This window comes from Pseudomonas sp. Marseille-QA0892 (genome assembly GCF_054950135.1).
In genome coordinates this window covers 3604688-3629928 of record NZ_CM143104.1, presented here as the reverse complement: position 1 = coordinate 3629928, position 25241 = coordinate 3604688, and the positions used below count along the sequence as shown (strand labels likewise).

Here is a 25241-nt window from a genome sequence, read left to right as displayed (position 1 = left end):
TTGTCGTTTTGCGTCACCGGGTGCCAAAAACTACCATGGTCTTGCCTTTGACGTGTACCAGCCCTTGTTCTTCGAGGCTCTTCAATACACGGCCGACCATCTCACGGGAGCAGCCAACAATTCGGCCAATTTCCTGGCGCGTGACTTTGATCTGCATACCGTCAGGATGTGTCATCGCATCAGGCTGCTTGCAAAGGTCGAGCAGGGTACGCGCGACGCGACCGGTCACATCGAGGAATGCGAGATCGCCTACCTTGCGGGTAGTGCGGCGCAGCCGTTCGGCCATCTGGCTGCCCAGCGTGAATAGGATGTCCTGATCGTTCTGCGCAAGTTCACGAAACTTCGCATAGCTGATTTCTGCGACTTCGCATTCCACCTTCGCGCGAACCCAAGCGCTGCGTTCGTGCTCGCGTCCTTCGAGATCGAACAGCCCCATTTCGCCAAAGAAGTCGCCGGCGTTGAGGTAGCCGATGATCATTTCACGACCATCATCATCCTCGATAAGGATGGTCACCGAACCTTTGATAATAAAAAACAGCGTTTCGCAGCGATCGCCTGCGTAGATGATCGTGCTTTTAGCCGTATAGCGACGGCGGTGGCAATGCGCGAGCAGCTTATCGAGGATCTTGTTTTTTTGCGGCAGTTTTACAGCTTCCATGCTTGATTCCTTCAAGTTGACAGTTCGACATATGGTTGCGCCGCTTGGATTTGCAACGAGTGTGCCAAAAAATATGCGGACCTGATTAGCAGTCTTAAGGTCTGCAGCGCATGACGTTTGCCGCCGTTGGCATTATGGGCGCGCAGATGGGCAGGCATAGGAACTTAGATCCGGGGCGTCGTTCGACGACGCTATGCTAGGCTACGCCAATTTCGACAGGAGAGCGGTAATGAAAGCGCGCATCCAATGGGCGGGCGAGGCCCTTTTCCTTGGTGAGTCTGGAAGCGGTCACGCGGTAGTAATGGACGGCCCTCCTGAAAACGGCGGACGCAACCTTGGTATCCGGCCGATGGAGATGGTGTTAATCGGTTTGGGAGGGTGCAGCAACTTCGATGTAGTGAGCATCCTGAAGAAGGCACGGCAGCCGGTAGAGAGTTGCGAAGTGTTTTTGGATGCCGAGCGCGCATCCGATGAGCCCAAGGTCTTCACCAAAATCCATCTTCATTTCGTGGTCAAGGGGCGAGGAATGAAGGACGCTCAGGTGAAGCGCGCTATCGAGCTGTCAGCTGAGAAATATTGCTCAGCGTCGATCATGCTAGGCCGTGCTGGCGTTGAGATTAGTCACGACTACGAAATTGTTGAACTGGGCTAATAGGATCCCATCGGCCGTGCAGCCGCCGCTGTCTAACGCCGATCTGAACGGTTTAACGTCTGCCGGACAGTGCCTTCCGCTGCCCGGCAGATTGTGACGCTTTAGATACGATACGTGGTTTTTGTCATGACTTTCGAAAGTACCGTCATGGCAAGTTTCACAGGCCGTGGGAAGGCATAGCCGCCTGCCCGCAACGCGTTGCTTGAGTGTTCGGCCTCATCCCTTCGCATCTGCTCCAGGATCGCCCGGCTCTTGGCATCTTCCGGCGGAAGCTGCTGAAGGTGCTCGTCCAGATGCTTGACCACCTGATCTTCCGTTGCAGCCACAAAGCCCAAGCTCACCTTATCGCTGATAAGTCCAGCTACTGCGCCCAGGCCGAATGAAAGCCCATAGAACGCGGGGTTCAGGACGCTTGGATGGCTTCCCAGTTCGCGGATCCGCTGTTCACACCAAGCCAGGTGGTCAATCTCCTCCTCAGCAGCGTGCTCCATCGCCTCGCGCACCTTCGGCAATTTGGCGGTCAACGCTTGACCTTGGTACAAGGCCTGCGCGCAGACTTCTCCGGTGTGATTGATGCGCATGAGTCCGGCGACGTGCCGGGCCTGCTTGCCTTCCAGCGGTGTGTCCTCCTTGAGCTTTGCCGGCGATACGCGCTGTGCATGGCCGTTGAACGGCAGAAGTGTGCGAAGCGCGGCATCCACCTGTAGTAGCAGCTGATCAGCGGAAGAATAGTGGCGTCGGTTATTCATGCGGACTCCGTATTGCGTGCAAGAGACTCGGTATGCGCAGCTTACAGTGTTCACAGTCGACTCGGCGGTTAAGTCGAGCGATCGCTGACATGCCGCCACTGGTCAATAGTTGACCAGTTTGCTAGGACAAGCGGATAATATCCGCAGTGAAACATTTTATCGGCTGCCGCCGGGAGAGCATCCATGTCCATCGAAACCTTTACTCCTACCCCGCTGCAGTTCACCGTAAGCGCGGCGAGCAAAGTGAAAACCCTGGTCGATGAAGAGGGTAACCCTCGACTCAAGCTTAGAGTATTCGTCACTGGCGGCGGGTGCTCTGGTTTCCAGTATGGTTTCACTTTCGACGAGGAAATGGCGGAAGACGACACGATCGTCGAACGCGATGGGGTCAGCCTTGTCGTCGATCCCATGAGCTTCCAATACCTCGCTGGCGCGGAGGTGGACTATCAGGAAGGCCTGGAAGGTTCCCGTTTTGTGATCAAGAACCCTAACGCTAGCACTACCTGCGGTTGCGGCCAGTCGTTTTCCATCTAGTGACCTGGAATGGCGCGAAGGGTCAGGCTGGGTAAATCGCTCCCAGCACTCTAAGGCCCTTCGCACCAGTTACGCGGGGTTCGTTGCCAGGCTGCCTCTCAAGGCAGCGGTGAGCTAACCAGGCGAATGCCATCGCTTCAACCCAGTCGCTGGGTACTCCCTCGTTGTCCGTCGTTGAAACAATTGCTTCTGGCATCAGCTGGGCCAGCCGGCGCATCAATTGGACATTGTGCGCACCACCTCCACATACCAGAACGTCATCGATCGGTCTGTCGACTGCCGTTATCGACGCAGCAATGCAGCGCGCCGTTAGCTCCAGTAGCGTCGCCTGCACGTCTTCAGGTGCAAGGTCCGGCAGTTCTTGAAGGTGCACGTCTAACCACGGCAGGTTGAAAAGCTCGCGGCCCGTACTCTTAGGGCCGCGCTTGGCAAAGAACGGTTCCGCCAGCAGTCTGGTTAGCAGAGACTGGACGGCTTGGCCACTTGCGGCCCACTCACCATTCTGGTCATAAGGATCGCCCCTGTGGCGGTGGATCCAACCATCCATCAAGGCATTGCCGGGGCCGCAATCGAATCCAAGCACCGACTCTCCAAGCAGACTCACATTGCTGAACCCGCCGATGTTCAGTACTGCCCGGTGCCGATCTGCCCGGCCGAAAATGGCCTGATGGAATGCAGGCACGAGTGGCGCGCCTTCGCCTCCAGCCGCGACATCGCGGCGCCGGAAGTCACTTACAACTGTGATGCCGGTCAGCTCGGCAATCAGTGCCGGATTTCCAATCTGGACGGTAAAGCCGCGGCTTGGCTCGTGACGGATGGTCTGGCCATGGCTACCTATCGCGCATATTTCGTCGCTCGATAGGTCATTATCACTGAGCAACTGATTCACGGCAGACGCTGCGAGCATCGCCCATTGATTCTCGGCGATCGCGGTTCGGGCGATTTCATTTGAGCCAGGCGCGCACAAAGCGAGCAAGTCCCGCTTTAGTGGTTCTGGCATTGTTGTGTACTGGGTAGCGAGCAGCTTGACGTGGCTGCCCTCAAGGTCAATCAGGGCGATGTCCAGGCCATCGAGGCTAGTCCCGGACATCAGCCCAATGTGATAAGTCATGAGTCGGGATCGGATTTGGTGTTCATGGCCAATGTGGTATCGCGCTCCTGATCCATTCGCGCCATTAGCGGTTGGGCACGCTGCATGAACCGTTGCTTCTCGTTGCCGGCAATCGGATCGGCCATCGGCAGCTTTTCACCCAGGGGATCCACGTGAACGCCATTCACATGAAACTCGTAGTGCAAGTGCGGGCCGGTGGCTAGGCCTGTTGCACCGATGTAGCCGATCACCTGGCCCTGCTTAACGGTGGCACCAGACTTCATGCCTTTGGCGAAACCTTGCATGTGGGCATACAGCGTGCGATATCGATTGCCGTGCTGAACGATGATCGTATTGCCATAACCGCCTTTGACTCCGGCCAGAATGACCTTGCCATCGCCCGTTGCTTTGATAGGGGTGCCGCGAGGGGCGGCATAGTCGACGCCTTTATGCGCCCGCATTTTATGCAGCACCGGATGCATCCGGCCGCTGGAAAACCGCGAGCTGATACGTGCAAACTCGACTGGGGTCCGGATAAAGGCCTTCCGCATGCTGTCGCCGGACGCGGTGTAGTAGCTGGCGCTCCCCTGCTTGTCGACGTAGCGAACGGCTGTGTATGTCTTGCCCCGGTTCACGAACCGCGCGGCCAGGATATTGCCGTTGCCTACTTTTTTACCGTCGACGTGCTTGTCTTCATAGATAACTTCGAATTCGTCTCCTTTGCGGAGGTCCATCGCGAAATCGATGTCGTAGCCAAAAATGTTCGCGAGGTCGAACGTCATCGATTGTGGTAGCCCGGCACGGCTAGCAGCAAGGAACAAGGAGCTGTCAATGGTGCCCCGGGCATAGCGCTCACGGAGAACCGGCTTGGCCTTCTCTTTTGCAAGTGTGTAGCGCCCGTCGCGCTGGGTGAGCGTGAGCGTTTCTAGAGCGGAAATCTTGGTTGTCAGCGAATCGAGCTGCCCCTCGGCGGTCATGGTGAAGTCAAGCACCTGGCCGATGTTGAGGCGGCTGAGTTGTTTGGCTTCCTTGCTGCTACCGAGAACGTTGTGTACGTCTTGGCCGCTAAGGCCGACCTTTGCGAAGACGGTAGAAAGTGTGTCGCCGTTGGCTACCGTAACGGAGTGGCTCAACGGGTCGGCGGGCTCAGCTACCTCCACAGCAGCTGCAATCTCACTGTCGGGTTGAGCATCGCCAGCTTTTTGAGCGGCGAGGGCATTTTCGTCCGAAGCGTTCGGCAATTGGGTGAAGGGAGGCGGAGCCTGCATTTCAAGGCTTGCGTTGTCACCTTGCAGCGTCTCGGGCACACGGATCGCTCGCTCGGTGCTGCTGTCCATATCAAGACTGAAGTGAGTCTTTTTGGCCTCGACCTCCCTGGAAGGGAACACGAGGAGGGCCAAGCTTAGCAGCGCTGCGACGCCGCTAGCTGCCAGCAGGTGGCTCTTCGGGTAGAGGGGTACCTTGTTTCCGGATCGAGTCATTGGCTGTGCAGGCTATTTGCTTACTAAATAACTGCCTAAAATATAATCAAAAAAGAGGCCAGGCAAGGCTAGCGGTCCGCTCTGTGATGGGTGGTGTGTTTCGGTCTGTTTTTAAATGTTTTGTGATCTTGTAAGGTTGCCGACTTACCTTGTTATCCGTGGGTCGTGGTCATGAAATCCGTTGAAGAGCAGCTAGCCCTAATCAAGCGCGGCGCAGATGAAGTCCTGGTGGAGTCCGAGCTGATCGAAAAGCTCCAAAAAGGGCAGCCGCTTCGAGTTAAGGCGGGGTTCGACCCGACCGCGCCGGACTTGCATCTCGGGCATACCGTACTCATCAATAAGCTGCGGCAATTTCAGGACCTCGGTCATAACGTTCTTTTTCTGATCGGTGACTTCACTGGAATGATCGGAGACCCGAGTGGCAAGAGCGCGACCCGACCGCCGCTTACCCGAGAACAGGTCTTGGCGAACGCTGAGACGTACAAGTCCCAGGTTTTCAAGATTCTTGATCCTGAGAAGACCGAGGTTGTGTTCAACTCCAGTTGGATCAACGCGCTGTCTCCTGCCGATTTTGTTCGGCTTTCCTCAAGCTATACCGTTGCACGAATGTTGGAGCGGGATGATTTCCAGAAGCGCTACAGCACTAATCAGCCGATCGCGATTCATGAGTTCCTCTATCCGTTGATGCAAGGCTACGACTCTGTGGCGCTGAAAGCTGATGTCGAGCTTGGGGGGACCGACCAGAAGTTCAACCTGCTCATGGGGCGGGAGCTACAGCGGGCTTATGGTCAAGCATCTCAGTGCATTGTGACCATGCCTCTGCTTGAAGGGCTGGACGGCGTTAAGAAGATGTCCAAGTCGTTAGGCAACTATATAGGCATCCAAGAGGCACCTGGGATCATGTATTCGAAGCTGCTTTCGATGCCTGACTCGCTTATCTGGCGGTACTTCGAGCTGCTCAGCTTCCGGCCCATGGAAGAAATCGAACAGCTTCGGAAGGACGTCGATGCCGGAGCAAACCCAAGGGATATTAAGATCCAGCTCGCGCAGGAGCTCATCGCGCGGTTCCATGGGGAAGAGGCGGCAGCTAACGCGCATCGCTCGGCCGGAAACAGAATGAAGGACGGCGAGCTTCCTGAGGATCTTCCGGAAATTACCATCGCAAGCGAAGCCGATATGCCGATCGCTGCGCTACTTAATAAGGCGGGCCTGGTGAAGAACGCTGCCGCGGCGCGCGATTTACTGGCAGGGGGCAGCGTGCGAGTGGACGGCGAAGTGGTCAATCGTTCCTTTATATTCAGGCTTGGTGCGGCCCATGTTTGCCAAGCCGGTAAGAAAAGCTTCGCTCGGGTGAGCCTTGCTAAAGAAACTTCAAATTAAGTGTTGACGCCTCGTTCTGGGTGTCTATAATGCGCACCACTTCCGGCGCAGACCGAAGCTGAAACTCCTTGAGAATCAAAGAGTTAGGCGAAATTAAAGGTTGCGCTGGCGGCGGATTCGAGTAGAATGCGCCGGGCTGACAAGGCAGTGGTTAGGGTCTTGTTGGTGGCTTCGGTCGAGATGATCGAAAGCGGTTGAAAGAGGGGTTGACAGCGTTTCAGGATGCTGTAAGATTCGCCTCCCGCTGACGAGACAGATTGAATCGAAAGCGGCAAGCGGTTGAGTAGAAAGAGATTTCGAAAAACAAAAGCTTGACAGATTGAAAGGCTGCTGTAGAATGCGCGGCCTCGAACGAGACGAAAGACTGGTTCGAAACGCTCTTTAACAACGGAATCAAGCAATTCGTGTGGGTGCTTGTGATGTAAGACTGATAGTCGACTGATTATCAGCAACACAAGTAACACTCGTGAATTCGAGAGTTTATTTGCGATTGCTGAGCCAAGTTTAGGGTTTTCTCAAAACCCGGATTGATTTGAACTGAAGAGTTTGATCATGGCTCAGATTGAACGCTGGCGGCAGGCCTAACACATGCAAGTCGAGCGGCAGCGGGTCCTTCGGGACGCCGGCGAGCGGCGGACGGGTGAGTAATGCCTAGGAATCTGCCTGTTAGTGGGGGATAACTCGGGGAAACTCGAGCTAATACCGCATACGTCCTACGGGAGAAAGTGGGGGATCTTCGGACCTCACGCTAACAGATGAGCCTAGGTCGGATTAGCTAGTTGGTGGGGTAAAGGCTCACCAAGGCGACGATCCGTAACTGGTCTGAGAGGATGATCAGTCACACTGGAACTGAGACACGGTCCAGACTCCTACGGGAGGCAGCAGTGGGGAATATTGGACAATGGGGGAAACCCTGATCCAGCCATGCCGCGTGTGTGAAGAAGGTCTTCGGATTGTAAAGCACTTTAAGTTGGGAGGAAGGGCTTACGGTTAATACCTGTGAGTTTTGACGTTACCAACAGAATAAGCACCGGCTAACTCTGTGCCAGCAGCCGCGGTAATACAGAGGGTGCAAGCGTTAATCGGAATTACTGGGCGTAAAGCGCGCGTAGGTGGTTTGGTAAGTTGAATGTGAAAGCCCTGGGCTCAACCTGGGAACTGCATCCAAAACTGCCTGACTAGAGTACAGTAGAGGGTGGTGGAATTTCCTGTGTAGCGGTGAAATGCGTAGATATAGGAAGGAACACCAGTGGCGAAGGCGACCACCTGGACTGATACTGACACTGAGGTGCGAAAGCGTGGGGAGCAAACAGGATTAGATACCCTGGTAGTCCACGCCGTAAACGATGTCAACTAGCCGTTGGAATCCTTGAGATTTTAGTGGCGCAGCTAACGCATTAAGTTGACCGCCTGGGGAGTACGGCCGCAAGGTTAAAACTCAAATGAATTGACGGGGGCCCGCACAAGCGGTGGAGCATGTGGTTTAATTCGAAGCAACGCGAAGAACCTTACCTGGCCTTGACATGCTGAGAACTTTCCAGAGATGGATTGGTGCCTTCGGGAACTCAGACACAGGTGCTGCATGGCTGTCGTCAGCTCGTGTCGTGAGATGTTGGGTTAAGTCCCGTAACGAGCGCAACCCTTGTCCTTAGTTACCAGCACCTCGGGTGGGCACTCTAAGGAGACTGCCGGTGACAAACCGGAGGAAGGTGGGGATGACGTCAAGTCATCATGGCCCTTACGGCCAGGGCTACACACGTGCTACAATGGTCGGTACAAAGGGTTGCCAAGCCGCGAGGTGGAGCTAATCCCATAAAACCGATCGTAGTCCGGATCGCAGTCTGCAACTCGACTGCGTGAAGTCGGAATCGCTAGTAATCGTGAATCAGAATGTCACGGTGAATACGTTCCCGGGCCTTGTACACACCGCCCGTCACACCATGGGAGTGGGTTGCTCCAGAAGTAGCTAGTCTAACCTTCGGGGGGACGGTTACCACGGAGTGATTCATGACTGGGGTGAAGTCGTAACAAGGTAGCCGTAGGGGAACCTGCGGCTGGATCACCTCCTTAATCGAAGACATCAGCTTCTTCATAAGCTCCCACACGAATTGCTTGATTCACTTGCGAAAGCGATTGGGTTTTAGACCCGAGAGTGAGACAGATTGGGTCTGTAGCTCAGTTGGTTAGAGCGCACCCCTGATAAGGGTGAGGTCGGCAGTTCGAATCTGCCCAGACCCACCAATTGTCGAGGGGCTAGGCCGGTCGAACCATTGGGGCCATAGCTCAGCTGGGAGAGCGCCTGCTTTGCACGCAGGAGGTCAGGAGTTCGATCCTCCTTGGCTCCACCATTACTCGAATCGCTTGAAAAGCTCAGAACTGAGCATCCGCTTTGGTGGGATGTTGAGTTCTGGACTTTGCGCCAGAACCGTTCTTTAAAAATTTGGGTATGTGATAGAAGTAGACCGAATAATCTCTTTCACTGGTGATTATTCGAGTCAAGGTAAAATTTGCGAGTTCAAGCGCAAGTTTTCGGCGAATGTCGTCTTCACGTTCGAGACATATGACCAGATTGCTTGGGGTTATATGGTCAAGTGAAGAAGCGCATACGGTGGATGCCTTGGCAGTCAGAGGCGATGAAAGACGTGATAGCCTGCGATAAGCTTCGGTGAGGTGGCAAATGACCTGTGACCCGGAGATCTCTGAATGGGGGAACCCACTTAGCATAAGCTGAGTATCTTGTACTGAATACATAGGTGCAAGAGGCGAACCAGGGGAACTGAAACATCTAAGTACCCTGAGGAAAAGAAATCAACCGAGATTCCCTTAGTAGTGGCGAGCGAACGGGGACCAGCCCTTAAGCTTCTTGGATTTTAGTCGAACGCTCTGGAAAGTGCGGCCATAGTGGGTGATAGCCCTGTAGACGAAAGGATCCTTGAAGTGAAAACGAGTAGGACGGGGCACGTGAAACCTTGTCTGAATATGGGGGGACCATCCTCCAAGGCTAAATACTCCTGACTGACCGATAGTGAACCAGTACCGTGAGGGAAAGGCGAAAAGAACCCCGGAGAGGGGAGTGAAATAGAACCTGAAACCGTATGCGTACAAGCAGTGGGAGCCTACTTTGTTAGGTGACTGCGTACCTTTTGTATAATGGGTCAGCGACTTATATTCAGTGGCGAGCTTAACCGAATAGGGGAGGCGTAGCGAAAGCGAGTCTTAATAGGGCGTTTAGTCGCTGGGTATAGACCCGAAACCGGGCGATCTATCCATGGGCAGGTTGAAGGTTAGGTAACACTGACTGGAGGACCGAACCGACTACCGTTGAAAAGTTAGCGGATGACCTGTGGATCGGAGTGAAAGGCTAATCAAGCTCGGAGATAGCTGGTTCTCCTCGAAAGCTATTTAGGTAGCGCCTCATGTATCACTCTGGGGGGTAGAGCACTGTTTCGGCTAGGGGGTCATCCCGACTTACCAAACCGATGCAAACTCCGAATACCCAGAAGTGCCGAGCATGGGAGACACACGGCGGGTGCTAACGTCCGTCGTGAAAAGGGAAACAACCCAGACCGTCAGCTAAGGTCCCAAAGTCCTGGTTAAGTGGGAAACGATGTGGGAAGGCTCAGACAGCTAGGAGGTTGGCTTAGAAGCAGCCACCCTTTAAAGAAAGCGTAATAGCTCACTAGTCGAGTCGGCCTGCGCGGAAGATGTAACGGGGCTCAAACCAGGCACCGAAGCTACGGGTGTCATCTTTGATGACGCGGTAGAGGAGCGTTCTGTAAGCCTGTGAAGGTGAGTTGAGAAGCTTGCTGGAGGTATCAGAAGTGCGAATGCTGACATGAGTAACGACAATGGGTGTGAAAAACACCCACGCCGAAAGACCAAGGGTTCCTGCGCAACGTTAATCGACGCAGGGTGAGTCGGTCCCTAAGGCGAGGCTGAAGAGCGTAGTCGATGGGAAACGGGTTAATATTCCCGTACTTCTGGTTACTGCGATGGGGGGACGGAGAAGGCTAGGCCAGCTTGGCGTTGGTTGTCCAAGTTTAAGGTTGTAGGCTGATCACTTAGGTAAATCCGGGTGGTTAAGGCCGAGAACTGATGACGATCCTTCTTTAGAAGGAGAAGTGGTTGATGCCATGCTTCCAGGAAAAGCCTCTAAGCTTCAGGTAATCAGGAACCGTACCCCAAACCGACACAGGTGGTCGGGTAGAGAATACCAAGGCGCTTGAGAGAACTCGGGTGAAGGAACTAGGCAAAATGGCACCGTAACTTCGGGAGAAGGTGCGCCGGTGAGGGTGAAGGGTTTACCCCGTAAGCTCATGCCGGTCGAAGATACCAGGCCGCTGCGACTGTTTATTAAAAACACAGCACTCTGCAAACACGAAAGTGGACGTATAGGGTGTGACGCCTGCCCGGTGCCGGAAGGTTAATTGATGGGGTTAGCGCAAGCGAAGCTCTTGATCGAAGCCCCGGTAAACGGCGGCCGTAACTATAACGGTCCTAAGGTAGCGAAATTCCTTGTCGGGTAAGTTCCGACCTGCACGAATGGCGTAACGATGGCGGCGCTGTCTCCACCCGAGACTCAGTGAAATTGAAATCGCTGTGAAGATGCAGTGTATCCGCGGCTAGACGGAAAGACCCCGTGAACCTTTACTGTAGCTTTGCACTGGACTTTGAGCCTGCTTGTGTAGGATAGGTGGGAGGCTTTGAAGCGTGAACGCCAGTTTGCGTGGAGCCATCCTTGAAATACCACCCTGGCATGCTTGAGGTTCTAACTCTGGTCCGTTATCCGGATCGAGGACAGTGTATGGTGGGCAGTTTGACTGGGGCGGTCTCCTCCTAAAGAGTAACGGAGGAGTACGAAGGTGCGCTCAGACCGGTCGGAAATCGGTCGCAGAGTATAAAGGCAAAAGCGCGCTTGACTGCGAGACAGACACGTCGAGCAGGTACGAAAGTAGGTCTTAGTGATCCGGTGGTTCTGTATGGAAGGGCCATCGCTCAACGGATAAAAGGTACTCCGGGGATAACAGGCTGATACCGCCCAAGAGTTCATATCGACGGCGGTGTTTGGCACCTCGATGTCGGCTCATCACATCCTGGGGCTGAAGCCGGTCCCAAGGGTATGGCTGTTCGCCATTTAAAGTGGTACGCGAGCTGGGTTTAGAACGTCGTGAGACAGTTCGGTCCCTATCTGCCGTGGACGTTTGAGATTTGAGAGGGGCTGCTCCTAGTACGAGAGGACCGGAGTGGACGAACCTCTGGTGTTCCGGTTGTCACGCCAGTGGCATTGCCGGGTAGCTATGTTCGGAAGAGATAACCGCTGAAAGCATCTAAGCGGGAAACTCGCCTCAAGATGAGATCTCACTGGGATCTTGAATCCCCTAAAGGGCCGTCGAAGACTACGACGTTGATAGGCTGGGTGTGTAAGCGTTGTGAGGCGTTGAGCTAACCAGTACTAATTGCCCGTGAGGCTTGACCATATAACACCCAAACAATCTGCCTTGCAGATGGGTGCGAGCGGTCGAAGCCGACCAAGCCGAAAGCTTGCGAACTCGTATACCGATCCATCACATACCCAATTCGGGGAAGCGACTCAATATCGACTCCCCAACCAAATTGCTTGACGATCATAGAGCGTTGGAACCACCTGATCCCATCCCGAACTCAGTAGTGAAACGATGCATCGCCGATGGTAGTGTGGGGTCTCCCCATGTGAGAGTAGGTCATCGTCAAGCTCCTATACGAAACCCCAGCTTCGAAAGAGGCTGGGGTTTCTTCTTTGCGCCGCGAAAAAGCCCGGAGCGCCAGGGGCGTAGCGGAACGTCCAAGCAACGCGGCGAGAATGGGCGCTATTAGCGGCTGCGCGTTGAGCTCATTAGCCCAACAAGCGCGCAGGGGCTTGTCCTTGTATTCCGCCTTCTATAACAGCCCAGGCCTTGCCTTATGCCTGGCTGATGTGTGCCGCAGGGGGCGGCGGTATAGTCCGCGGGAAAGCACCCGAACAAAACGCTTCGCATAACTATCCCGGTCTGCGTCGATGCTAACGTGCCGTACCAGCCAGCTGGACACTGCTATTCGTGGCAGGACATCTGTGTTCGAGACAATACCGTTCCGGTTTGAGATAGGGGGACAACGCCAAGCCGGCGACTGCGTCCCCGCTCATCGCTACGAATTTGCGGGAAATTAACGCTGTAGCACTATTCTTGAGCTTGAGCTTGAGCTTGAGCTTGAGCTTAAGCTTAAGCTTAAGCCTGAGCCTGAGCCTGAGCCTGAGCCTGAGCCTGAGCCTTAGGCAGTACGGCCAAAGGCTGACCGTTTCGGTGCGCTGATGGTTTTCCCAGCCAGCTCTTAGATCCGGCCAGGTTGACGTGCTTCTTTACTATGCTCCATGGCATTAGGGTTTGGCGGGCATGTTTTCGATCAGGCAATCGCTTGAAGGCGCTTATTCTGTGCTCCGTTGCCTACGGCACTGCTGGGAATGAAACTCCGATCCCGGCTCCTCGGCTCTGTATTTGGCTCATGAGCCGCTGCGTCTATTTTGGGCCTAAAGGCATACCGTGTCTTACGATCACAATGCGACAGTGTCCAGACTGCTCGCGTCCGCTTCGGCGCTATCGCCATTTCGTTTCAAGCGTTTGGCTTTGTTGACTAGGCCGCAACGCCGGAACTGGATCCAGCAATGGGCTGCTTTCCGCAACTGGAATGGGATCTGCGACTAAACGTTAGCGAAGGGTGCAGCCAGTCACATCGAGCTACGCTTGGCCACTTGCTTTGCAATGTAGAGCCCCACCGATATGATGCCGCGCTCATAATTGTGCTGATAAAACTATGTATGAGCTCATAGCGCTACTAAGCGATGGCAAGTTCCACTCCGGTAATGAGCTTGGCAGAAGGCTTGCGCTTACGCGTGCCGGTATTTGGAAAAGGCTCCAGCATGTGAAGGATCAGCATGGGCTTGATATCCTGGCAGTGCCAGGTAAAGGATATAAATTGTCGCAGCCCATATGTCTTCTGGACCAAGCTCGGTTGACCGCCACCCAGACCGCATGGCCTCTTGATACGATTGACTCCATAGATTCAACAAATGCAGAAGTTTTGCGGCGTCTCAACCAAGGCGCAAAGCCCCCTTTCGCCTTGGTGGCCGAGCAGCAATTTAGCGGTCGGGGTAGGAGGGGGCGGGCGTGGGTCAGCCCGTTCGGTGAAAACATCTACTATAGTCTGGCCGCTGAGTTGACAGGGGGAAGCTCTCGCTTGGATGGTTTGAGCCTCACCGTCGGCGTTGCGGTCGCAGAGACCCTGATCTCCATCGGTGTAACTGATATTGGGCTGAAGTGGCCGAACGATGTGTTGCTTGCTGGCCGGAAAGTGGCCGGGGTACTCATTGAGCTTCATGGCGACCCAATGGATGTATGCACAGCCATAATTGGCGTCGGCGTGAACGTCAACATGCAAGCTACGGAAGCCGTAGATCAGCCTTGGACCTCTCTTCGCCTTCAAGCTGGCCGCCTTTGGGATCGTACGGCTATTGCGATGAAGCTCACGGACACGTTGGGCGCCTGCTTAGCTGAGCACTATGAGCAAGGTTTCAGTGGCGCGCTTAAAAGCCGATGGGAAGTGCTACACGCGTGGCGCGACCAGCCGGTTTCTCTGATATCGGGCGCCCATATCCAAAATGGAGTTGCCCGCAGAGTTGATGAGCGAGGTGCGCTGCTGATCGAGGTGGATGGGGTTGAGCGTGCCTTTAGCGGTGGGGAGTTGAGTTTGAGGCTCATGACATGATCCTTGAGATGGATTGCGGCAACAGCTTCATCAAATGGCGGGTGCTATGCCCGCGCTCAAATGCGAGCATGGGAGGCGGTACCGTTGCGCAACCTGAAGATCTGCTTCAGGAGCTCGATCGAATCGATGCCCTCAAATTATCGTTTTGTCGCTTTGTCAGCGTTCGTAGCGAGGCCGAAACGTTGGGCCTCGCTGAGGCCATCAAGGAGAATTTCAACGTCGGAGTTAGTATAGCGGCGCCGTCTGAGACTCTTGGTGGCGTGGTTAATGGTTACGACGAGTTTTCTCGTCTTGGCATGGACCGGTGGCTCGCGCTGGTCGCTGCTTACCATCTATCTGGTAAGGCGTGCGTTGTATTTGACCTGGGTACGGCGGTGACCTGCGATGTTGTCACCAGCGAAGGGCGGCATCTGGGCGGGTATATCTGTCCGGGTATTCCGCTTATGCGAAGCCAGCTGCAGATCCATACGCGGCGCATCCGTTACGACCAGCACTCCGCCGCCCAAGCCGTAACACTCCTCGAGCCGGGACGAAATACCGTTGAAGCGGTCGAGCGTGGCTGTGTGCTGATGATGCGCAGTTTCGTCGCAACGCAAGTTGCTCTCGCTGCCGAATACATAGGAACCAACCATGACGTGTATCTCACCGGAGGCGATGCGCTTGTAGCCAGCGAGGCCGTGGTAGGCGCTCATATTGTTCCCGATCTGGTTTTCCAAGGGCTGGCGATAGCCTGCCCCGCATATGAGGAGCACTGATGCGCTGGACATTCATGTTGCTCGTCGTCCTCAACCTGTTCTATTACGTCTGGCACCTGCAGAGCGTCACTGCGCTGCCAAAGCAGGCCGAGTCGCCGGTGCTGGCGCGGGCCTTAAAGCAAAATATTCAGCTGTTGAGCGAAAGCAATGCTTCACTTGCTCCGGTTGTAGGACCAATGCCGGCTAAAGGTCAGGATGTGTGCTTATTCATAGGTGGAAACGCTCGCCGGGAATTGGTGGGGCAACTACAGCAGCGCGTACTCAGTCTGGGCGTGTCAGGTGAAATTCTGGAGGAGTCGGTTGCGTCCGACACAGACTATTGGGTTTATCTCGCACCACTGGCCTCCAGGGAAGCATCTGTGCGCCAGCTTAGAGAGCTCCAGGCACGTCAACTCGAGAGCTATCTGATTGCGGAAGGCGACCTCGCAAACGGCATATCGCTCGGCATGTTCGCCCGTCGCCAGGCCGCAGAGATTGCGATGCAGAAAGTAAGACAAGCGGGCTACGAGCCTGCGTTGCGAGAATTGCCTAGAACACGTAACGCGTACTGGGTGAAGGTTCTTCCGGAAGAGCGTCGGCTGATCGGGCCCGAAGTCATTCAGCAGCTCAGCGCAATTTTTCCTGGATTGCAACATCGCTTGGAAGGTTGCGAAAGCATTGCAACCCATAATTCCTTCGATTAGAATGGCGCCCGCTTTCAGCTGATGAGTATTAGGCTTTGATGTTGAAAGCACTGTCGTAATAGCTAAGTTCAGGTTTTTACTGAAAAAAGCTTGACAGAAGGGTGGCATACCATGAGAATGCCGCCTCCTTTTGGAGGGGTTCCCGAGCGGCCAAAGGGATCAGACTGTAAATCTGACGTCATAGACTTCGAAGGTTCGAATCCTTCCCCCTCCACCAGTTTTTAGCGAGAGCTACCGGGCTCCGCGGGTATAGTTCAGTGGTAGAACCTCAGCCTTCCAAGCTGATGATGCGGGTTCGATTCCCGCTACCCGCTCCAGCTTTGATGTTGTTCTGGCAAGAAGTTTGGCTCATGTAGCTCAGTTGGTAGAGCACACCCTTGGTAAGGGTGAGGTCAGCGGTTCAAATCCGCTCATGAGCTCCACTATCCGGCAAGGCAGATATGAAAATATCTGCCTTTGTTTTAATGGTGGCGGACTCGTTCAGTGTGTTGATGGGAGCCGAAGAAGATGGCCAAAGAGAAATTCGAACGTAACAAACCGCACGTCAACGTAGGCACCATTGGTCACGTTGACCACGGCAAAACCACGCTGACCGCGGCTCTGACCAAGGTTTGTGCGGAGACCTGGGGTGGTTCTGCGCGTGATTTCTCGCAGATCGACAACGCGCCTGAAGAAAAGGCTCGCGGTATCACCATCAACACCTCGCACGTTGAGTACGACTCGGCTGTTCGTCACTACGCTCACGTTGACTGTCCCGGTCACGCTGACTATGTGAAGAACATGATCACCGGTGCTGCTCAGATGGACGGCGCGATCCTGGTTTGCTCGGCTGCTGACGGCCCCATGCCTCAGACTCGCGAGCACATCCTGCTGTCCCGTCAGGTTGGTGTTCCTTACATCGTCGTGTTCCTGAACAAGGCCGACATGGTAGACGACGCCGAGCTGCTCGAGCTGGTCGAAATGGAAGTGCGTGATCTGCTGAACACTTATGAGTTCCCAGGCGACGACACTCCTATCGTTATCGGTTCTGCACTGATGGCGCTGGAAGGCAAGGACGACAACGAAATCGGCGTTAGCGCTGTTCGTAAGCTCGTAGAGACTCTGGATTCCTACATTCCTGAGCCTGTTCGCGCTATCGACCAGCCGTTCCTGATGCCGATTGAAGACGTGTTCTCGATCTCGGGCCGCGGTACCGTTGTAACCGGTCGTGTTGAGCGTGGCATTGTCAAGGTCGGCGAAGAAATTGAAATCGTCGGCATCAAGGCCACTACCAAGACTACCTGCACTGGCGTTGAAATGTTCCGTAAGCTGCTCGACGAAGGTCGTGCGGGCGAGAACATTGGCGCACTGCTGCGTGGTACCAAGCGTGATGACGTCGAGCGTGGCCAGGTTCTGGCCAAGCCAGGCACCATCAAGCCGCACACCAAGTTCGAGTGCGAAGTGTACGTTCTGTCCAAGGAAGAAGGTGGTCGTCACACGCCTTTCTTCAAGGGCTACCGTCCTCAGTTCTACTTCCGTACCACGGACGTGACTGGTAACTGCGAACTGCCGGAAGGCGTCGAGATGGTTATGCCGGGCGACAACATCAAGATGGTTGTTACCCTGATCGCTCCGATCGCGATGGAAGAAGGTCTGCGCTTCGCGATTCGCGAAGGCGGCCGTACCGTCGGCGCCGGCGTGGTTGCCAAGATCTTCGAATAATCGTTGATCTTGGGTGTCCAGGCCGGCATAATGGCCGGCCTGGTTTTGTTCTAGGCCAGTAGCTCAATTGGCAGAGCGGCGGTCTCCAAAACCGCAGGTTGGGGGTTCGATTCCCTCCTGGCCTGCCAGATTCCAGTGTTTGAGAGTCTGGCATTTATTTCACAGGATCTTTGCAGATGAACGCCAAGGCTGAAGCCAAAGACTCTAGTCTCGATGTCTTTAAGTGGCTGGTTGTGGTTGCTTTGGTCGTGGTTGCCGTTGTAGGTAACCAGTATTTCTCCGCCGAGCCAATTCTGTATCGCGTGTTGGGTGTCCTGGTGTTGGGTGGTGCGGCTGCCGCAGTGGCGTTGCAGACATCCAAGGGTCGGCTATTCGCCGCTCTCGTCAAGGAGGCCCGGGCAGAGATTCGCAAGGTTGTATGGCCGACGCGGCAAGAGACTTCCCAGACCACGCTAATCGTAGTTGTTGTAGTGCTTGTGATGGCGCTGCTGCTTTGGGGGCTTGACTCCCTGCTCGGTTGGCTTATTTCCATGATTGTTGGTTAAGGTACGCCCGTGGCTAAGCGTTGGTACGTTGTGCATGCTTATTCGGGATACGAAAAGCATGTCATGCGCTCGCTTATCGAGCGCGTCAAGCTTGCCGGAATGGAAGAAGAGTTCGGCGAGATTCTCGTTCCCACTGAAGAAGTGGTCGAGATGCGGAATGGTCAGAAGCGCAAAAGCGAGCGCAAATTCTTTCCCGGTTATGTCCTTGTTCAGATGGATATGACGGAAGGTGCTTGGCACCTTGTAAAAGACACTCCTCGCGTTATGGGCTTCATTGGTGGTACTGCTGATAAGCCCGCGCCAATCACCGACAAAGAGGCAGAAGCGATTCTTCGTCGCGTTGCCGATAGTGGTGACAAGCCTAAGCCGAAAACGCTTTTTGAACCTGGTGAAACGGTTCGTGTCGTTGATGGTCCCTTCGCTGATTTCAATGGCGTAGTGGAAGAGGTGAACTACGAGAAAAGTCGCATTCAAGTGGCGGTTCTCATCTTCGGGCGCTCCACTCCGGTCGAACTCGAGTTCAGCCAAGTAGAGAAAGTCTGATACGCGTCCCCGCGCCCCGCAGCCTCAGGTTGCGGGGCTTTGTCGTCAGTGGGGTAAATGTAAATCACAGGGGAGCCGAAAGGCGTCTAACCCTAATGGAGTTTTGAAATGGCCAAGAAAATTCAGGCTTATATCAAGCTGCAGGTCAAGGCTGCTCAAGCCAATCCTTCGCCGCCGGTCGGCCCAGCACTGGGTCAGCACGGTGTGAACATCATGGAGTTCTGCAAGGCATTTAACGCCCGTACTCAAGGTATGGAGCCAGGTCTGCCAACTCCCGTGATCATCACTGTTTACAGTGATCGTAGCTTTACGTTCGAGACCAAGAGCACACCGGCTTCCGTTCTTCTGAAGAAGGCTGCCGGTATCTCTAGCGGCTCTTCGCGCCCGAACTCGCAGAAGGTCGGTACGGTGAACCGTGCGCAGCTTGAAGAGATCGCGAAGGCCAAGCAGGCCGATCTCACTGCCGCGGATCTTGATGCCGCGGTGCGTACAATTGCGGGCTCTGCTCGCAGCATGGGTCTGAACGTGGAGGGCGTGTAATGGCCAAGCTAACCAAGCGCCAGAAGGCGATTGCTGAGAAGGTTGAAGCGGGCAAGCAGTACAACTTCGAAGACGCAGCGAAGCTTTTGGCCGAGCTGTCTACGATCAAGTTCAAAGAGTCGATCGATATCTCCATCAATCTGGGCGTCGATCCGCGTAAGTCCGACCAGGTTGTTCGTGGTGCAACCGTTCTGCCTAACGGCACTGGCAAAGACGTACGTGTGGCTGTTTTCACCCAGGGCCCGGCCGCTGAGGCTGCACTGGCAGCTGGCGCTGACCGCGTCGGCATGGACGATTTGGCGGCTGAGATGAAGGGCGGTGATCTGAGCTATGACGTAGTGATCGCATCGCCAGACGCGATGCGTGTCGTGGGTCAGCTTGGCCAGATTCTAGGTCCGCGCGGTCTGATGCCGAACCCGAAGGTCGGTACGGTTACACCGGACGTCGCAACTGCCGTCAAGAATGCCAAGGCTGGTCAGGTGCGTTTCCGTACCGACAAGAACGGTATCATTCATGCCTCGGTTGGTAAGGTCGATTTTGAAGCCACGAAGCTCAAGCAGAACGTTGAAGCGTTGCTGACTGACCTGAAGCGTCTGAAGCCGTCCACATCGAAAGGTGTTTACGTTAAGCGCGTGACCCTTAGCTCGACTATGGGCCCGGGCCTGCAGATCGATCAGGCGTCCCTCGAAGCCTAAGTGTTTTCAGGCTCACCACATGTGGGTGAGCTTTCTTATTGGGGTCCCTGCCTGGCGGGGGCTATCCAAGACCGTAGGTGGCGATTGCTTTAAATCCTGCACACATGTGCATGGGCCTACGCAGATGGTGCTCCCGATTCGTACCGAATCAGACACCAAAACGCCGCTCGATTTGCCGAGCGTACCGGTAACATCCAGGAGTAAACCCGTGGCAATTAAACTCGAAGACAAGAAGGCCATCGTCGCTGAAGTCAACGAGGCTGCCAAAACCGCCCTTTCCGCTGTCGTGGCTGATGCCCGTGGCGTGACAGTTGGCGCCATGACCGGACTCCGTAAAGAAGCTCGTGAAGCAGGTGTGTACGTGAAAGTCGTGCGTAACACCCTGGCACGTCGGGCGCTCGAAGGTACTTCCTTCGAAGTGCTCAACGACGTCTTCAAGGGGCCGACCCTTATCGCGTTCTCCAACGAACATCCGGGCGCTGCCGCCCGTATTTTCAAAGAGTTCTCGAAGGGTCAGGACAAGTTCGAGATCAAGGCCGCCGCTTTTGAAGGGCAGTTTCTCGCAGCCAACCAGATCGACGTTCTGGCTACCCTGCCGACCTATGACGAAGCCGTTGCACAGCTGATGAGCGTTATCCAAGGCGCTACCAGCAAGCTGGCTCGTACTCTGGCGGCCATTCGCGATCAGAAAGAAGCGACTGCGGCTTAAGCTCGCAAAGCGTCGTTCATCGTTCAATTCAGATGGCAATAGGCCGTCAAAATACATACAGGAATTAGAGTCATGGCTCTGACCAACGAAGACATCATCAACGCCGTATCCGAAATGTCCGTCATGCAGATCGTTGAACTGATCAAGGCGATGGAAGAGAAGTTCGGTGTTACTGCCGCCGCTGCCGTTGCTGCCGGCCCTGCCGCTGCTGCCGCTGTAGTTGAAGAGCAGACAGAATTCACCATCGTTCTGACTGAAGCTGGCGACAAGAAAGTAAACGTGATCAAGGTCGTTCGCGAACTGACTGGCCTGGGCCTGAAAGAAGCGAAGGCTGTCGTTGACGGCGCTCCTGGCACCGTTAAGGAAGGCGCTTCCAAGGAAGAAGCCGAAGCGGCCAAGAAAGCCCTGGAAGAAGCAGGCGCGAAGGTCGAGCTCAAGTAAGCTCCGACATTGCGTAAGCAGCCCACGCGTTACGCGCCAGGCTGATGGCTGGTGGCTTTTGCCACCGGCCTTTTTCCGTTATGGACAGATCCAACGATCGACGCATTCCATGACGACCCGCCCGCGAGGGGCGGCGCAAATCGCTAGGATTTGCACGATTTCTGGCCATGCCTTCCGGAATGGCCAAACAAGCAGGTGACCAAGCTGGGGAACGCTGATGGCTTACTCATACACTGAGAAAAAACGTATCCGCAAGGACTTTAGCAAGTTGCCGCACGTGATGGATGTGCCTTATCTCCTGGCCATCCAGCTGGATTCGTACCGCGAATTTCTGCAGCAGGGAGTGAGCAAAGAGCAGTTCCGCGATATTGGCCTGCATGCGGCGTTCAAATCCGTCTTCCCGATCATCAGTTATTCCGGAAATGCTGCTCTGGAATACGTCGGTTATCGCCTGGGCGAGCCCGCGTTTGACGTTAAGGAGTGCGTACTCCGTGGCGTGACGTACGCAGTTCCGCTGCGGGTAAAGGTGCGCTTGATTATTTTCGACAAAGAATCGTCGAACAAGGCAATCAAGGACATCAAAGAGCAGGAAGTCTACATGGGGGAGATCCCCCTGATGACCGAGAACGGTACCTTCATCATCAATGGTACCGAGCGCGTTATCGTTTCTCAGCTGCACCGTTCGCCAGGTGTGTTCTTCGATCACGACCGCGGCAAGACACACAGCTCCGGGAAGCTTCTCTATTCCGCACGCATCATTCCATACCGCGGCTCGTGGCTCGATTTCGAGTTCGATCCGAAGGATGCTGTCTTTGTGCGTATCGACCGTCGCCGTAAACTGCCGGCCTCGGTTCTTCTGCGCGCGCTCGGCTATAGCACCGAAGAGATACTCGACGCTTTCTACGACACGAATGTCTTCCACGTTCGCGGCGAATCGCTGAGCCTGGAACTCGTCGCGCAGCGCCTGCGCGGTGAGATCGCTGCATTCGATATCAAAGACGAGACAGGCAAGGTCATCGTCGAGCAGGGCCGTCGTATTACCGCCCGCCATATCAACCAGATCGACAAGGCTGGCCTTACCGAGTTGGAAGTGCCACTCGACTACGTTCTGGGGCGCACAACCGCTAAGGCGATTGTCCACCCTGCGACTGGTGAGATCATTGCCGAGTGCAACACCGAGCTGACCACCGATCTACTCGTCAAAGTGGCAAAAGCTCAGGTTGTCCGCATTGAGACGCTGTACACGAACGACATCGATTGTGGTCCGTTCATTTCCGATACGCTGAAGATCGACAACACGGGCAATCAGCTCGAGGCACTAGTCGAGATCTATCGCATGATGCGTCCCGGCGAGCCGCCAACCAAGGAAGCTGCCGAGACGTTGTTCAACAACTTGTTCTTCAGCGCCGAGCGTTACGATCTGTCTGCTGTCGGCCGGATGAAGTTCAACCGTCGTATCGGTCGCACCGAGATCGAAGGGCCGGGCGTACTGAGCAAGGAAGATATCGTCGCAGTGCTCAAGACACTGGTCGACATCCGTAACGGCAAGGGCGTAGTCGACGATATCGACCACCTCGGTAACCGTCGTGTGCGTTGTGTTGGCGAGATGGCCGAGAACCAGTTCCGCGTAGGTCTTGTCCGGGTAGAGCGTGCGGTCAAGGAGCGTCTCTCCATGGCTGAGAGCGAGGGCCTGATGCCGCAAGACCTGATCAATGCAAAGCCCGTTGCGGCGGCGATCAAGGAATTCTTCGGTTCCAGCCAGCTGTCCCAGTTCATGGACCAGAACAACCCGCTTTCCGAGATCACTCACAAGCGCCGTGTCTCCGCGCTTGGCCCAGGTGGTCTGACGCGTGAGCGTGCAGGCTTCGAGGTGCGCGACGTGCACCCGACTCACTATGGGCGTGTGTGCCCGATTGAGACCCCGGAAGGTCCGAACATTGGTCTGATCAACTCGCTGGCCGCATACGCGCGCACTAATCAGTACGGCTTCCTGGAAAGCCCGTATCGTGTCGTGAAGGAAGGCGAAGTTACCGACGAGATCGTGTTCCTTTCCGCTATTGAAGAAGCAGACCACGTGATTGCTCAGGCAAGCGCCAAACTCGAAGGCCGCAAGCTCGTTGACGAGTTGGTCGCCGTACGTTACCTGAACGAGTTCACCGTCAAGGCACCGGAAGACGTTACGCTCATGGACGTCTCGCCTCGCCAGGTCGTGTCGGTCGCCGCGTCGCTTATTCCATTCCTCGAGCATGACGACGCTAACCGCGCCCTCATGGGCTCCAACATGCAGCGTCAGGCCGTGCCGACACTGCGTGCTGACAAGCCACTGGTTGGTACTGGTATGGAGCGCAACGTTGCCCGTGACTCGGGCGTTTGCGTCGTTGCACGCCGTGGTGGGGTCATTGACACCGTTGATGCCAGCCGCATTGTGGTCCGTGTCAGTGATGATGAAGTTGAGACAGGCGAGGCCGGTGTCGACATCTACAATCTGACCAAGTACACCCGCTCGAACCAGAACACCTGCATCAACCAGCGTCCGCTGGTTCGCAAGGGTGACGTGGTCGCGCGTGGCGATATCATGGCGGACGGCCCGTCAACCGATATGGGCGAACTCGCACTCGGTCAAAACATGCGCGTTGCGTTCATGCCGTGGAACGGCTTCAACTTCGAAGACTCCATCTGTCTGTCGGAGCGCGTGGTTCAGGAAGATCGTTTCACGACCATCCACATCCAGGAACTGACCTGTGTGGCGCGTGACACCAAGCTCGGGCCAGAAGAGATCAGCTCCGATATTCCGAACGTAGGTGAAGCTGCACTCAACAAGCTCGACGAGGCCGGTATCGTCTATGTAGGCGCTGAAGTTCAAGCAGGGGATATTCTGGTAGGTAAGGTTACGCCTAAAGGCGAAACCCAGCTGACACCAGAAGAGAAACTGCTACGCGCCATCTTCGGTGAGAAAGCGTCTGATGTTAAGGACACCTCGCTGCGCGTACCTACCGGTACCAAAGGCACGGTCATCGACGTACAGGTCTTCACGCGTGACGGTGTTGAGCGTGACTCTCGCGCGCTGGCTATCGAAAAGATGCAGCTCGACGAGATTCGGAAGGACCTCAACGAGGAGTTCCGTATCGTCGAGGGTGCGACATTCGAGCGTCTGCGTTCTGCGCTCGTCGGAGCGGTCGCCGAAGGCGGTGCTGGCGTCAAGAAGGGTACAGAGATCACCCACGAGTACCTTGACGGTCTCGAGCGTGGCCAGTGGTTCAAGCTGCGTATGGCTGACGACAACCTGAATGAGCAGTTGGAAAAGGCGCAGGCCTACATTTCCGACCGCCGTCAGCTGCTGGACGACAAATTCGAAGACAAGAAGCGTAAGCTTCAGCAGGGTGATGACCTCGCACCCGGCGTCCTGAAAATCGTCAAGGTGTATCTTGCGATCAAGCGTCGTATCCAGCCTGGCGACAAGATGGCCGGCCGTCACGGTAACAAGGGTGTTGTCTCGGTAATCATGCCGGTCGAAGACATGCCTCACGATGCCAACGGTACGCCAGTCGATATCGTCCTGAACCCGCTGGGCGTACCGTCGCGTATGAACGTCGGTCAGATCCTCGAGAGCCACTTGGGTCTCGCTGCGAAAGGTTTGGGCGAAAAGATCAATCGCATGCTCGAAGAGCAGCGCAAGATGGCTGAACTACGCGGCTTCCTGACCGAGATCTACAACGAGATCGGTGGTCGCCAGGAAAATATCGAGTCACTAAACGATCAGGAAGTTCTGGATCTGGCGAACAACCTGCGCGGTGGTGTTCCTATGGCCACGCCGGTGTTCGACGGTGCCAAGGAAGCCGAGATCAAGGCGATGCTGAAGCTGGCTGACCTGCCTGAAAGCGGCCAAATGCGTCTGTTCGATGGCCGTACTGGCAATCAGTTCGAGCGCCCGACCACGGTCGGTTACATGTACATGCTGAAACTGAACCACCTGGTGGACGACAAGATGCACGCGCGTTCTACCGGTTCCTATAGTCTTGTTACCCAGCAGCCGCTGGGTGGTAAGGCGCAGTTCGGCGGCCAGCGTTTCGGGGAGATGGAGGTCTGGGCGCTGGAAGCGTACGGTGCCGCCTACACCCTGCAGGAAATGTTGACCGTCAAGTCGGACGACGTGAACGGACGTACCAAGATGTACAAGAACATCGTGGACGGCGATCACCGCATGGAGGCTGGCATGCCCGAGTCCTTCAACGTGCTGATTAAGGAAATCCGCTCGCTCGGCATCGATATCGAACTGGAAACCGAATAACACGCGACGCCCTATACGCTA

Annotated in this window: 18 protein-coding genes, 6 tRNA genes and 3 rRNA genes; 23 read left to right on the top strand and 4 right to left on the bottom strand. The window is 55.4% G+C overall.

Annotated features, from left to right (window positions below; genetic code table 11):
- Positions 1–13: 13 nt before the first annotated feature.
- Positions 14–658: a cAMP-activated global transcriptional regulator CRP gene (gene crp / locus ACY8D3_RS16960; protein ID WP_462379984.1), complete on the bottom strand. Its 645-nt coding sequence runs from the start codon at positions 656–658 to the stop codon at positions 14–16.
- Between the two features lie 229 nt (positions 659–887).
- Here crp and ACY8D3_RS16955 point away from each other — a divergent pair, with 229 nt between their 5' ends.
- Positions 888–1310, top strand: coding sequence for an OsmC family protein (locus ACY8D3_RS16955; protein ID WP_462379983.1), 423 nt, complete (start codon positions 888–890; stop codon positions 1308–1310).
- A gap of 101 nt (positions 1311–1411) precedes the next feature.
- Here ACY8D3_RS16955 and coq7 read toward each other — a convergent pair whose 3' ends face one another.
- Positions 1412–2059 (bottom strand): 2-polyprenyl-3-methyl-6-methoxy-1,4-benzoquinone monooxygenase, encoded by a 648-nt coding sequence (coq7, locus tag ACY8D3_RS16950; RefSeq protein ID WP_462379982.1) that lies wholly within the window; start codon positions 2057–2059, stop codon positions 1412–1414.
- Positions 2060–2242: 183 nt separating this feature from the next.
- On the opposite strand from coq7, the gene erpA reads away from it, so the two are divergent.
- Positions 2243–2593 carry an iron-sulfur cluster insertion protein ErpA gene (gene erpA / locus ACY8D3_RS16945; protein WP_462379980.1) on the top strand — a complete coding sequence of 117 codons (351 nt, stop codon included), beginning with the start codon at positions 2243–2245 and terminating at the stop codon, positions 2591–2593.
- Between the two features lie 22 nt (positions 2594–2615).
- Here erpA and ACY8D3_RS16940 read toward each other — a convergent pair whose 3' ends face one another.
- The gene (locus ACY8D3_RS16940) at positions 2616–3704 is read right to left on the bottom strand and encodes an anhydro-N-acetylmuramic acid kinase (RefSeq protein WP_462379979.1); all 1089 of its coding nucleotides are present in this window, start codon (positions 3702–3704) and stop codon (positions 2616–2618) included.
- Positions 3701–5164 (bottom strand): peptidoglycan DD-metalloendopeptidase family protein, encoded by a 1464-nt coding sequence (locus tag ACY8D3_RS16935; protein WP_462379978.1) that lies wholly within the window; start codon positions 5162–5164, stop codon positions 3701–3703. Before ACY8D3_RS16935 ends, ACY8D3_RS16940 begins: the two co-directional genes overlap by 4 nt.
- Before the next feature lie 171 nt (positions 5165–5335).
- Here ACY8D3_RS16935 and tyrS point away from each other — a divergent pair, with 171 nt between their 5' ends.
- The 21 genes from tyrS to rpoB all read left to right on the top strand — a co-directional run bounded on the left by tyrS (position 5336) and on the right by rpoB (position 25220).
- Complete coding sequence (gene tyrS / locus ACY8D3_RS16930) at positions 5336–6544, top strand: tyrosine--tRNA ligase (RefSeq protein WP_462379977.1); 1209 nt, start codon at positions 5336–5338, stop codon at positions 6542–6544.
- Between the two features lie 534 nt (positions 6545–7078).
- A 16S ribosomal RNA gene (locus ACY8D3_RS16925) occupies positions 7079–8614 on the top strand.
- A 94-nt stretch (positions 8615–8708) separates the two neighbouring features.
- Positions 8709–8785 (top strand) — tRNA-Ile (locus tag ACY8D3_RS16920).
- 31 nt (positions 8786–8816) lie between these two features.
- Positions 8817–8892 (top strand) — tRNA-Ala (locus ACY8D3_RS16915).
- Positions 8893–9129: 237 nt separating this feature from the next.
- Positions 9130–12021, top strand: a 23S ribosomal RNA gene (locus ACY8D3_RS16910).
- Between the two features lie 139 nt (positions 12022–12160).
- Positions 12161–12276 (top strand): 5S ribosomal RNA (gene rrf / locus ACY8D3_RS16905).
- The 16S, 23S and 5S rRNA genes sit together here with 2 tRNA genes alongside, the layout of an rRNA operon.
- A gap of 1093 nt (positions 12277–13369) precedes the next feature.
- The gene (gene birA / locus ACY8D3_RS16900; RefSeq protein ID WP_462379975.1) at positions 13370–14320 is read left to right on the top strand and encodes a bifunctional biotin--[acetyl-CoA-carboxylase] ligase/biotin operon repressor BirA; all 951 of its coding nucleotides are present in this window, start codon (positions 13370–13372) and stop codon (positions 14318–14320) included.
- A complete protein-coding gene (locus tag ACY8D3_RS16895) occupies positions 14317–15075 on the top strand; it encodes a type III pantothenate kinase (RefSeq protein WP_462379974.1) in 759 nt (252 codons plus the stop codon). The genes birA and ACY8D3_RS16895 overlap by 4 nt, the downstream gene beginning before the upstream one ends.
- Positions 15075–15758 carry an SPOR domain-containing protein gene (locus ACY8D3_RS16890; RefSeq protein ID WP_462379973.1) on the top strand — a complete coding sequence of 228 codons (684 nt, stop codon included), beginning with the start codon at positions 15075–15077 and terminating at the stop codon, positions 15756–15758. Before ACY8D3_RS16895 ends, ACY8D3_RS16890 begins: the two co-directional genes overlap by 1 nt.
- 132 nt (positions 15759–15890) lie before the next feature.
- Positions 15891–15975, top strand: a tRNA-Tyr gene (locus ACY8D3_RS16885).
- Between the two features lie 26 nt (positions 15976–16001).
- Positions 16002–16075 (top strand) — tRNA-Gly (locus ACY8D3_RS16880).
- Positions 16076–16104: 29 nt separating this feature from the next.
- A tRNA-Thr gene (locus tag ACY8D3_RS16875) sits at positions 16105–16180 on the top strand.
- An 85-nt stretch (positions 16181–16265) separates the two neighbouring features.
- Entirely contained in the window at positions 16266–17459 is a 1194-nt protein-coding gene (gene tuf / locus ACY8D3_RS16870; RefSeq protein WP_462379961.1) for an elongation factor Tu, read from the top strand.
- 52 nt (positions 17460–17511) lie between these two features.
- A tRNA-Trp gene (locus tag ACY8D3_RS16865) sits at positions 17512–17587 on the top strand.
- 48 nt (positions 17588–17635) lie between these two features.
- On the top strand, positions 17636–18004 hold the full coding sequence (gene secE, locus ACY8D3_RS16860; protein ID WP_462379972.1) for a preprotein translocase subunit SecE: 369 nt from the start codon (positions 17636–17638) through the stop codon (positions 18002–18004).
- Positions 18005–18013: 9 nt separating this feature from the next.
- The gene (gene nusG, locus ACY8D3_RS16855; protein WP_462379971.1) at positions 18014–18547 is read left to right on the top strand and encodes a transcription termination/antitermination protein NusG; all 534 of its coding nucleotides are present in this window, start codon (positions 18014–18016) and stop codon (positions 18545–18547) included.
- Positions 18548–18655: 108 nt separating this feature from the next.
- Positions 18656–19087: a 50S ribosomal protein L11 gene (rplK, locus tag ACY8D3_RS16850; RefSeq protein ID WP_462379970.1), complete on the top strand. Its 432-nt coding sequence runs from the start codon at positions 18656–18658 to the stop codon at positions 19085–19087.
- A complete protein-coding gene (gene rplA, locus ACY8D3_RS16845) occupies positions 19087–19782 on the top strand; it encodes a 50S ribosomal protein L1 (protein WP_462379969.1) in 696 nt (231 codons plus the stop codon). Before rplK ends, rplA begins: the two co-directional genes overlap by 1 nt.
- 208 nt (positions 19783–19990) lie before the next feature.
- Positions 19991–20491 (top strand): 50S ribosomal protein L10, encoded by a 501-nt coding sequence (rplJ, locus tag ACY8D3_RS16840; protein ID WP_462379968.1) that lies wholly within the window; start codon positions 19991–19993, stop codon positions 20489–20491.
- 72 nt (positions 20492–20563) lie between these two features.
- Positions 20564–20932, top strand: a complete 369-nt coding sequence (rplL, locus tag ACY8D3_RS16835) for a 50S ribosomal protein L7/L12 (protein WP_462379967.1) — start codon at positions 20564–20566, stop codon at positions 20930–20932.
- Between the two features lie 217 nt (positions 20933–21149).
- The gene (rpoB, locus tag ACY8D3_RS16830; RefSeq protein WP_462379966.1) at positions 21150–25220 is read left to right on the top strand and encodes a DNA-directed RNA polymerase subunit beta; all 4071 of its coding nucleotides are present in this window, start codon (positions 21150–21152) and stop codon (positions 25218–25220) included.
- The last annotated feature ends 21 nt before the right edge of the window (positions 25221–25241 follow it).

Coding starts and splice junctions, on each gene's coding strand:
- birA (WP_462379975.1), top strand. CDS start 13,370: ATGTATGAGCTCATAGCGCTACTAAGCGATGGCAAGTTCCACTCCGGT.
- ACY8D3_RS16955 (WP_462379983.1), top strand. CDS start 888: ATGAAAGCGCGCATCCAATGGGCGGGCGAGGCCCTTTTCCTTGGTGAG.
- rpoB (WP_462379966.1), top strand. CDS start 21,150: ATGGCTTACTCATACACTGAGAAAAAACGTATCCGCAAGGACTTTAGC.
- ACY8D3_RS16895 (WP_462379974.1), top strand. CDS start 14,317: ATGATCCTTGAGATGGATTGCGGCAACAGCTTCATCAAATGGCGGGTG.
- secE (WP_462379972.1), top strand. CDS start 17,636: ATGAACGCCAAGGCTGAAGCCAAAGACTCTAGTCTCGATGTCTTTAAG.
- rplK (WP_462379970.1), top strand. CDS start 18,656: ATGGCCAAGAAAATTCAGGCTTATATCAAGCTGCAGGTCAAGGCTGCT.
- tuf (WP_462379961.1), top strand. CDS start 16,266: ATGGCCAAAGAGAAATTCGAACGTAACAAACCGCACGTCAACGTAGGC.
- ACY8D3_RS16940 (WP_462379979.1), bottom strand. CDS start 3,704: ATGACTTATCACATTGGGCTGATGTCCGGGACTAGCCTCGATGGCCTG.
- tyrS (WP_462379977.1), top strand. CDS start 5,336: ATGAAATCCGTTGAAGAGCAGCTAGCCCTAATCAAGCGCGGCGCAGAT.
- rplL (WP_462379967.1), top strand. CDS start 20,564: ATGGCTCTGACCAACGAAGACATCATCAACGCCGTATCCGAAATGTCC.
- erpA (WP_462379980.1), top strand. CDS start 2,243: ATGTCCATCGAAACCTTTACTCCTACCCCGCTGCAGTTCACCGTAAGC.
- ACY8D3_RS16935 (WP_462379978.1), bottom strand. CDS start 5,164: ATGACTCGATCCGGAAACAAGGTACCCCTCTACCCGAAGAGCCACCTG.
- rplA (WP_462379969.1), top strand. CDS start 19,087: ATGGCCAAGCTAACCAAGCGCCAGAAGGCGATTGCTGAGAAGGTTGAA.
- crp (WP_462379984.1), bottom strand. CDS start 658: ATGGAAGCTGTAAAACTGCCGCAAAAAAACAAGATCCTCGATAAGCTG.
- ACY8D3_RS16890 (WP_462379973.1), top strand. CDS start 15,075: ATGCGCTGGACATTCATGTTGCTCGTCGTCCTCAACCTGTTCTATTAC.
- coq7 (WP_462379982.1), bottom strand. CDS start 2,059: ATGAATAACCGACGCCACTATTCTTCCGCTGATCAGCTGCTACTACAG.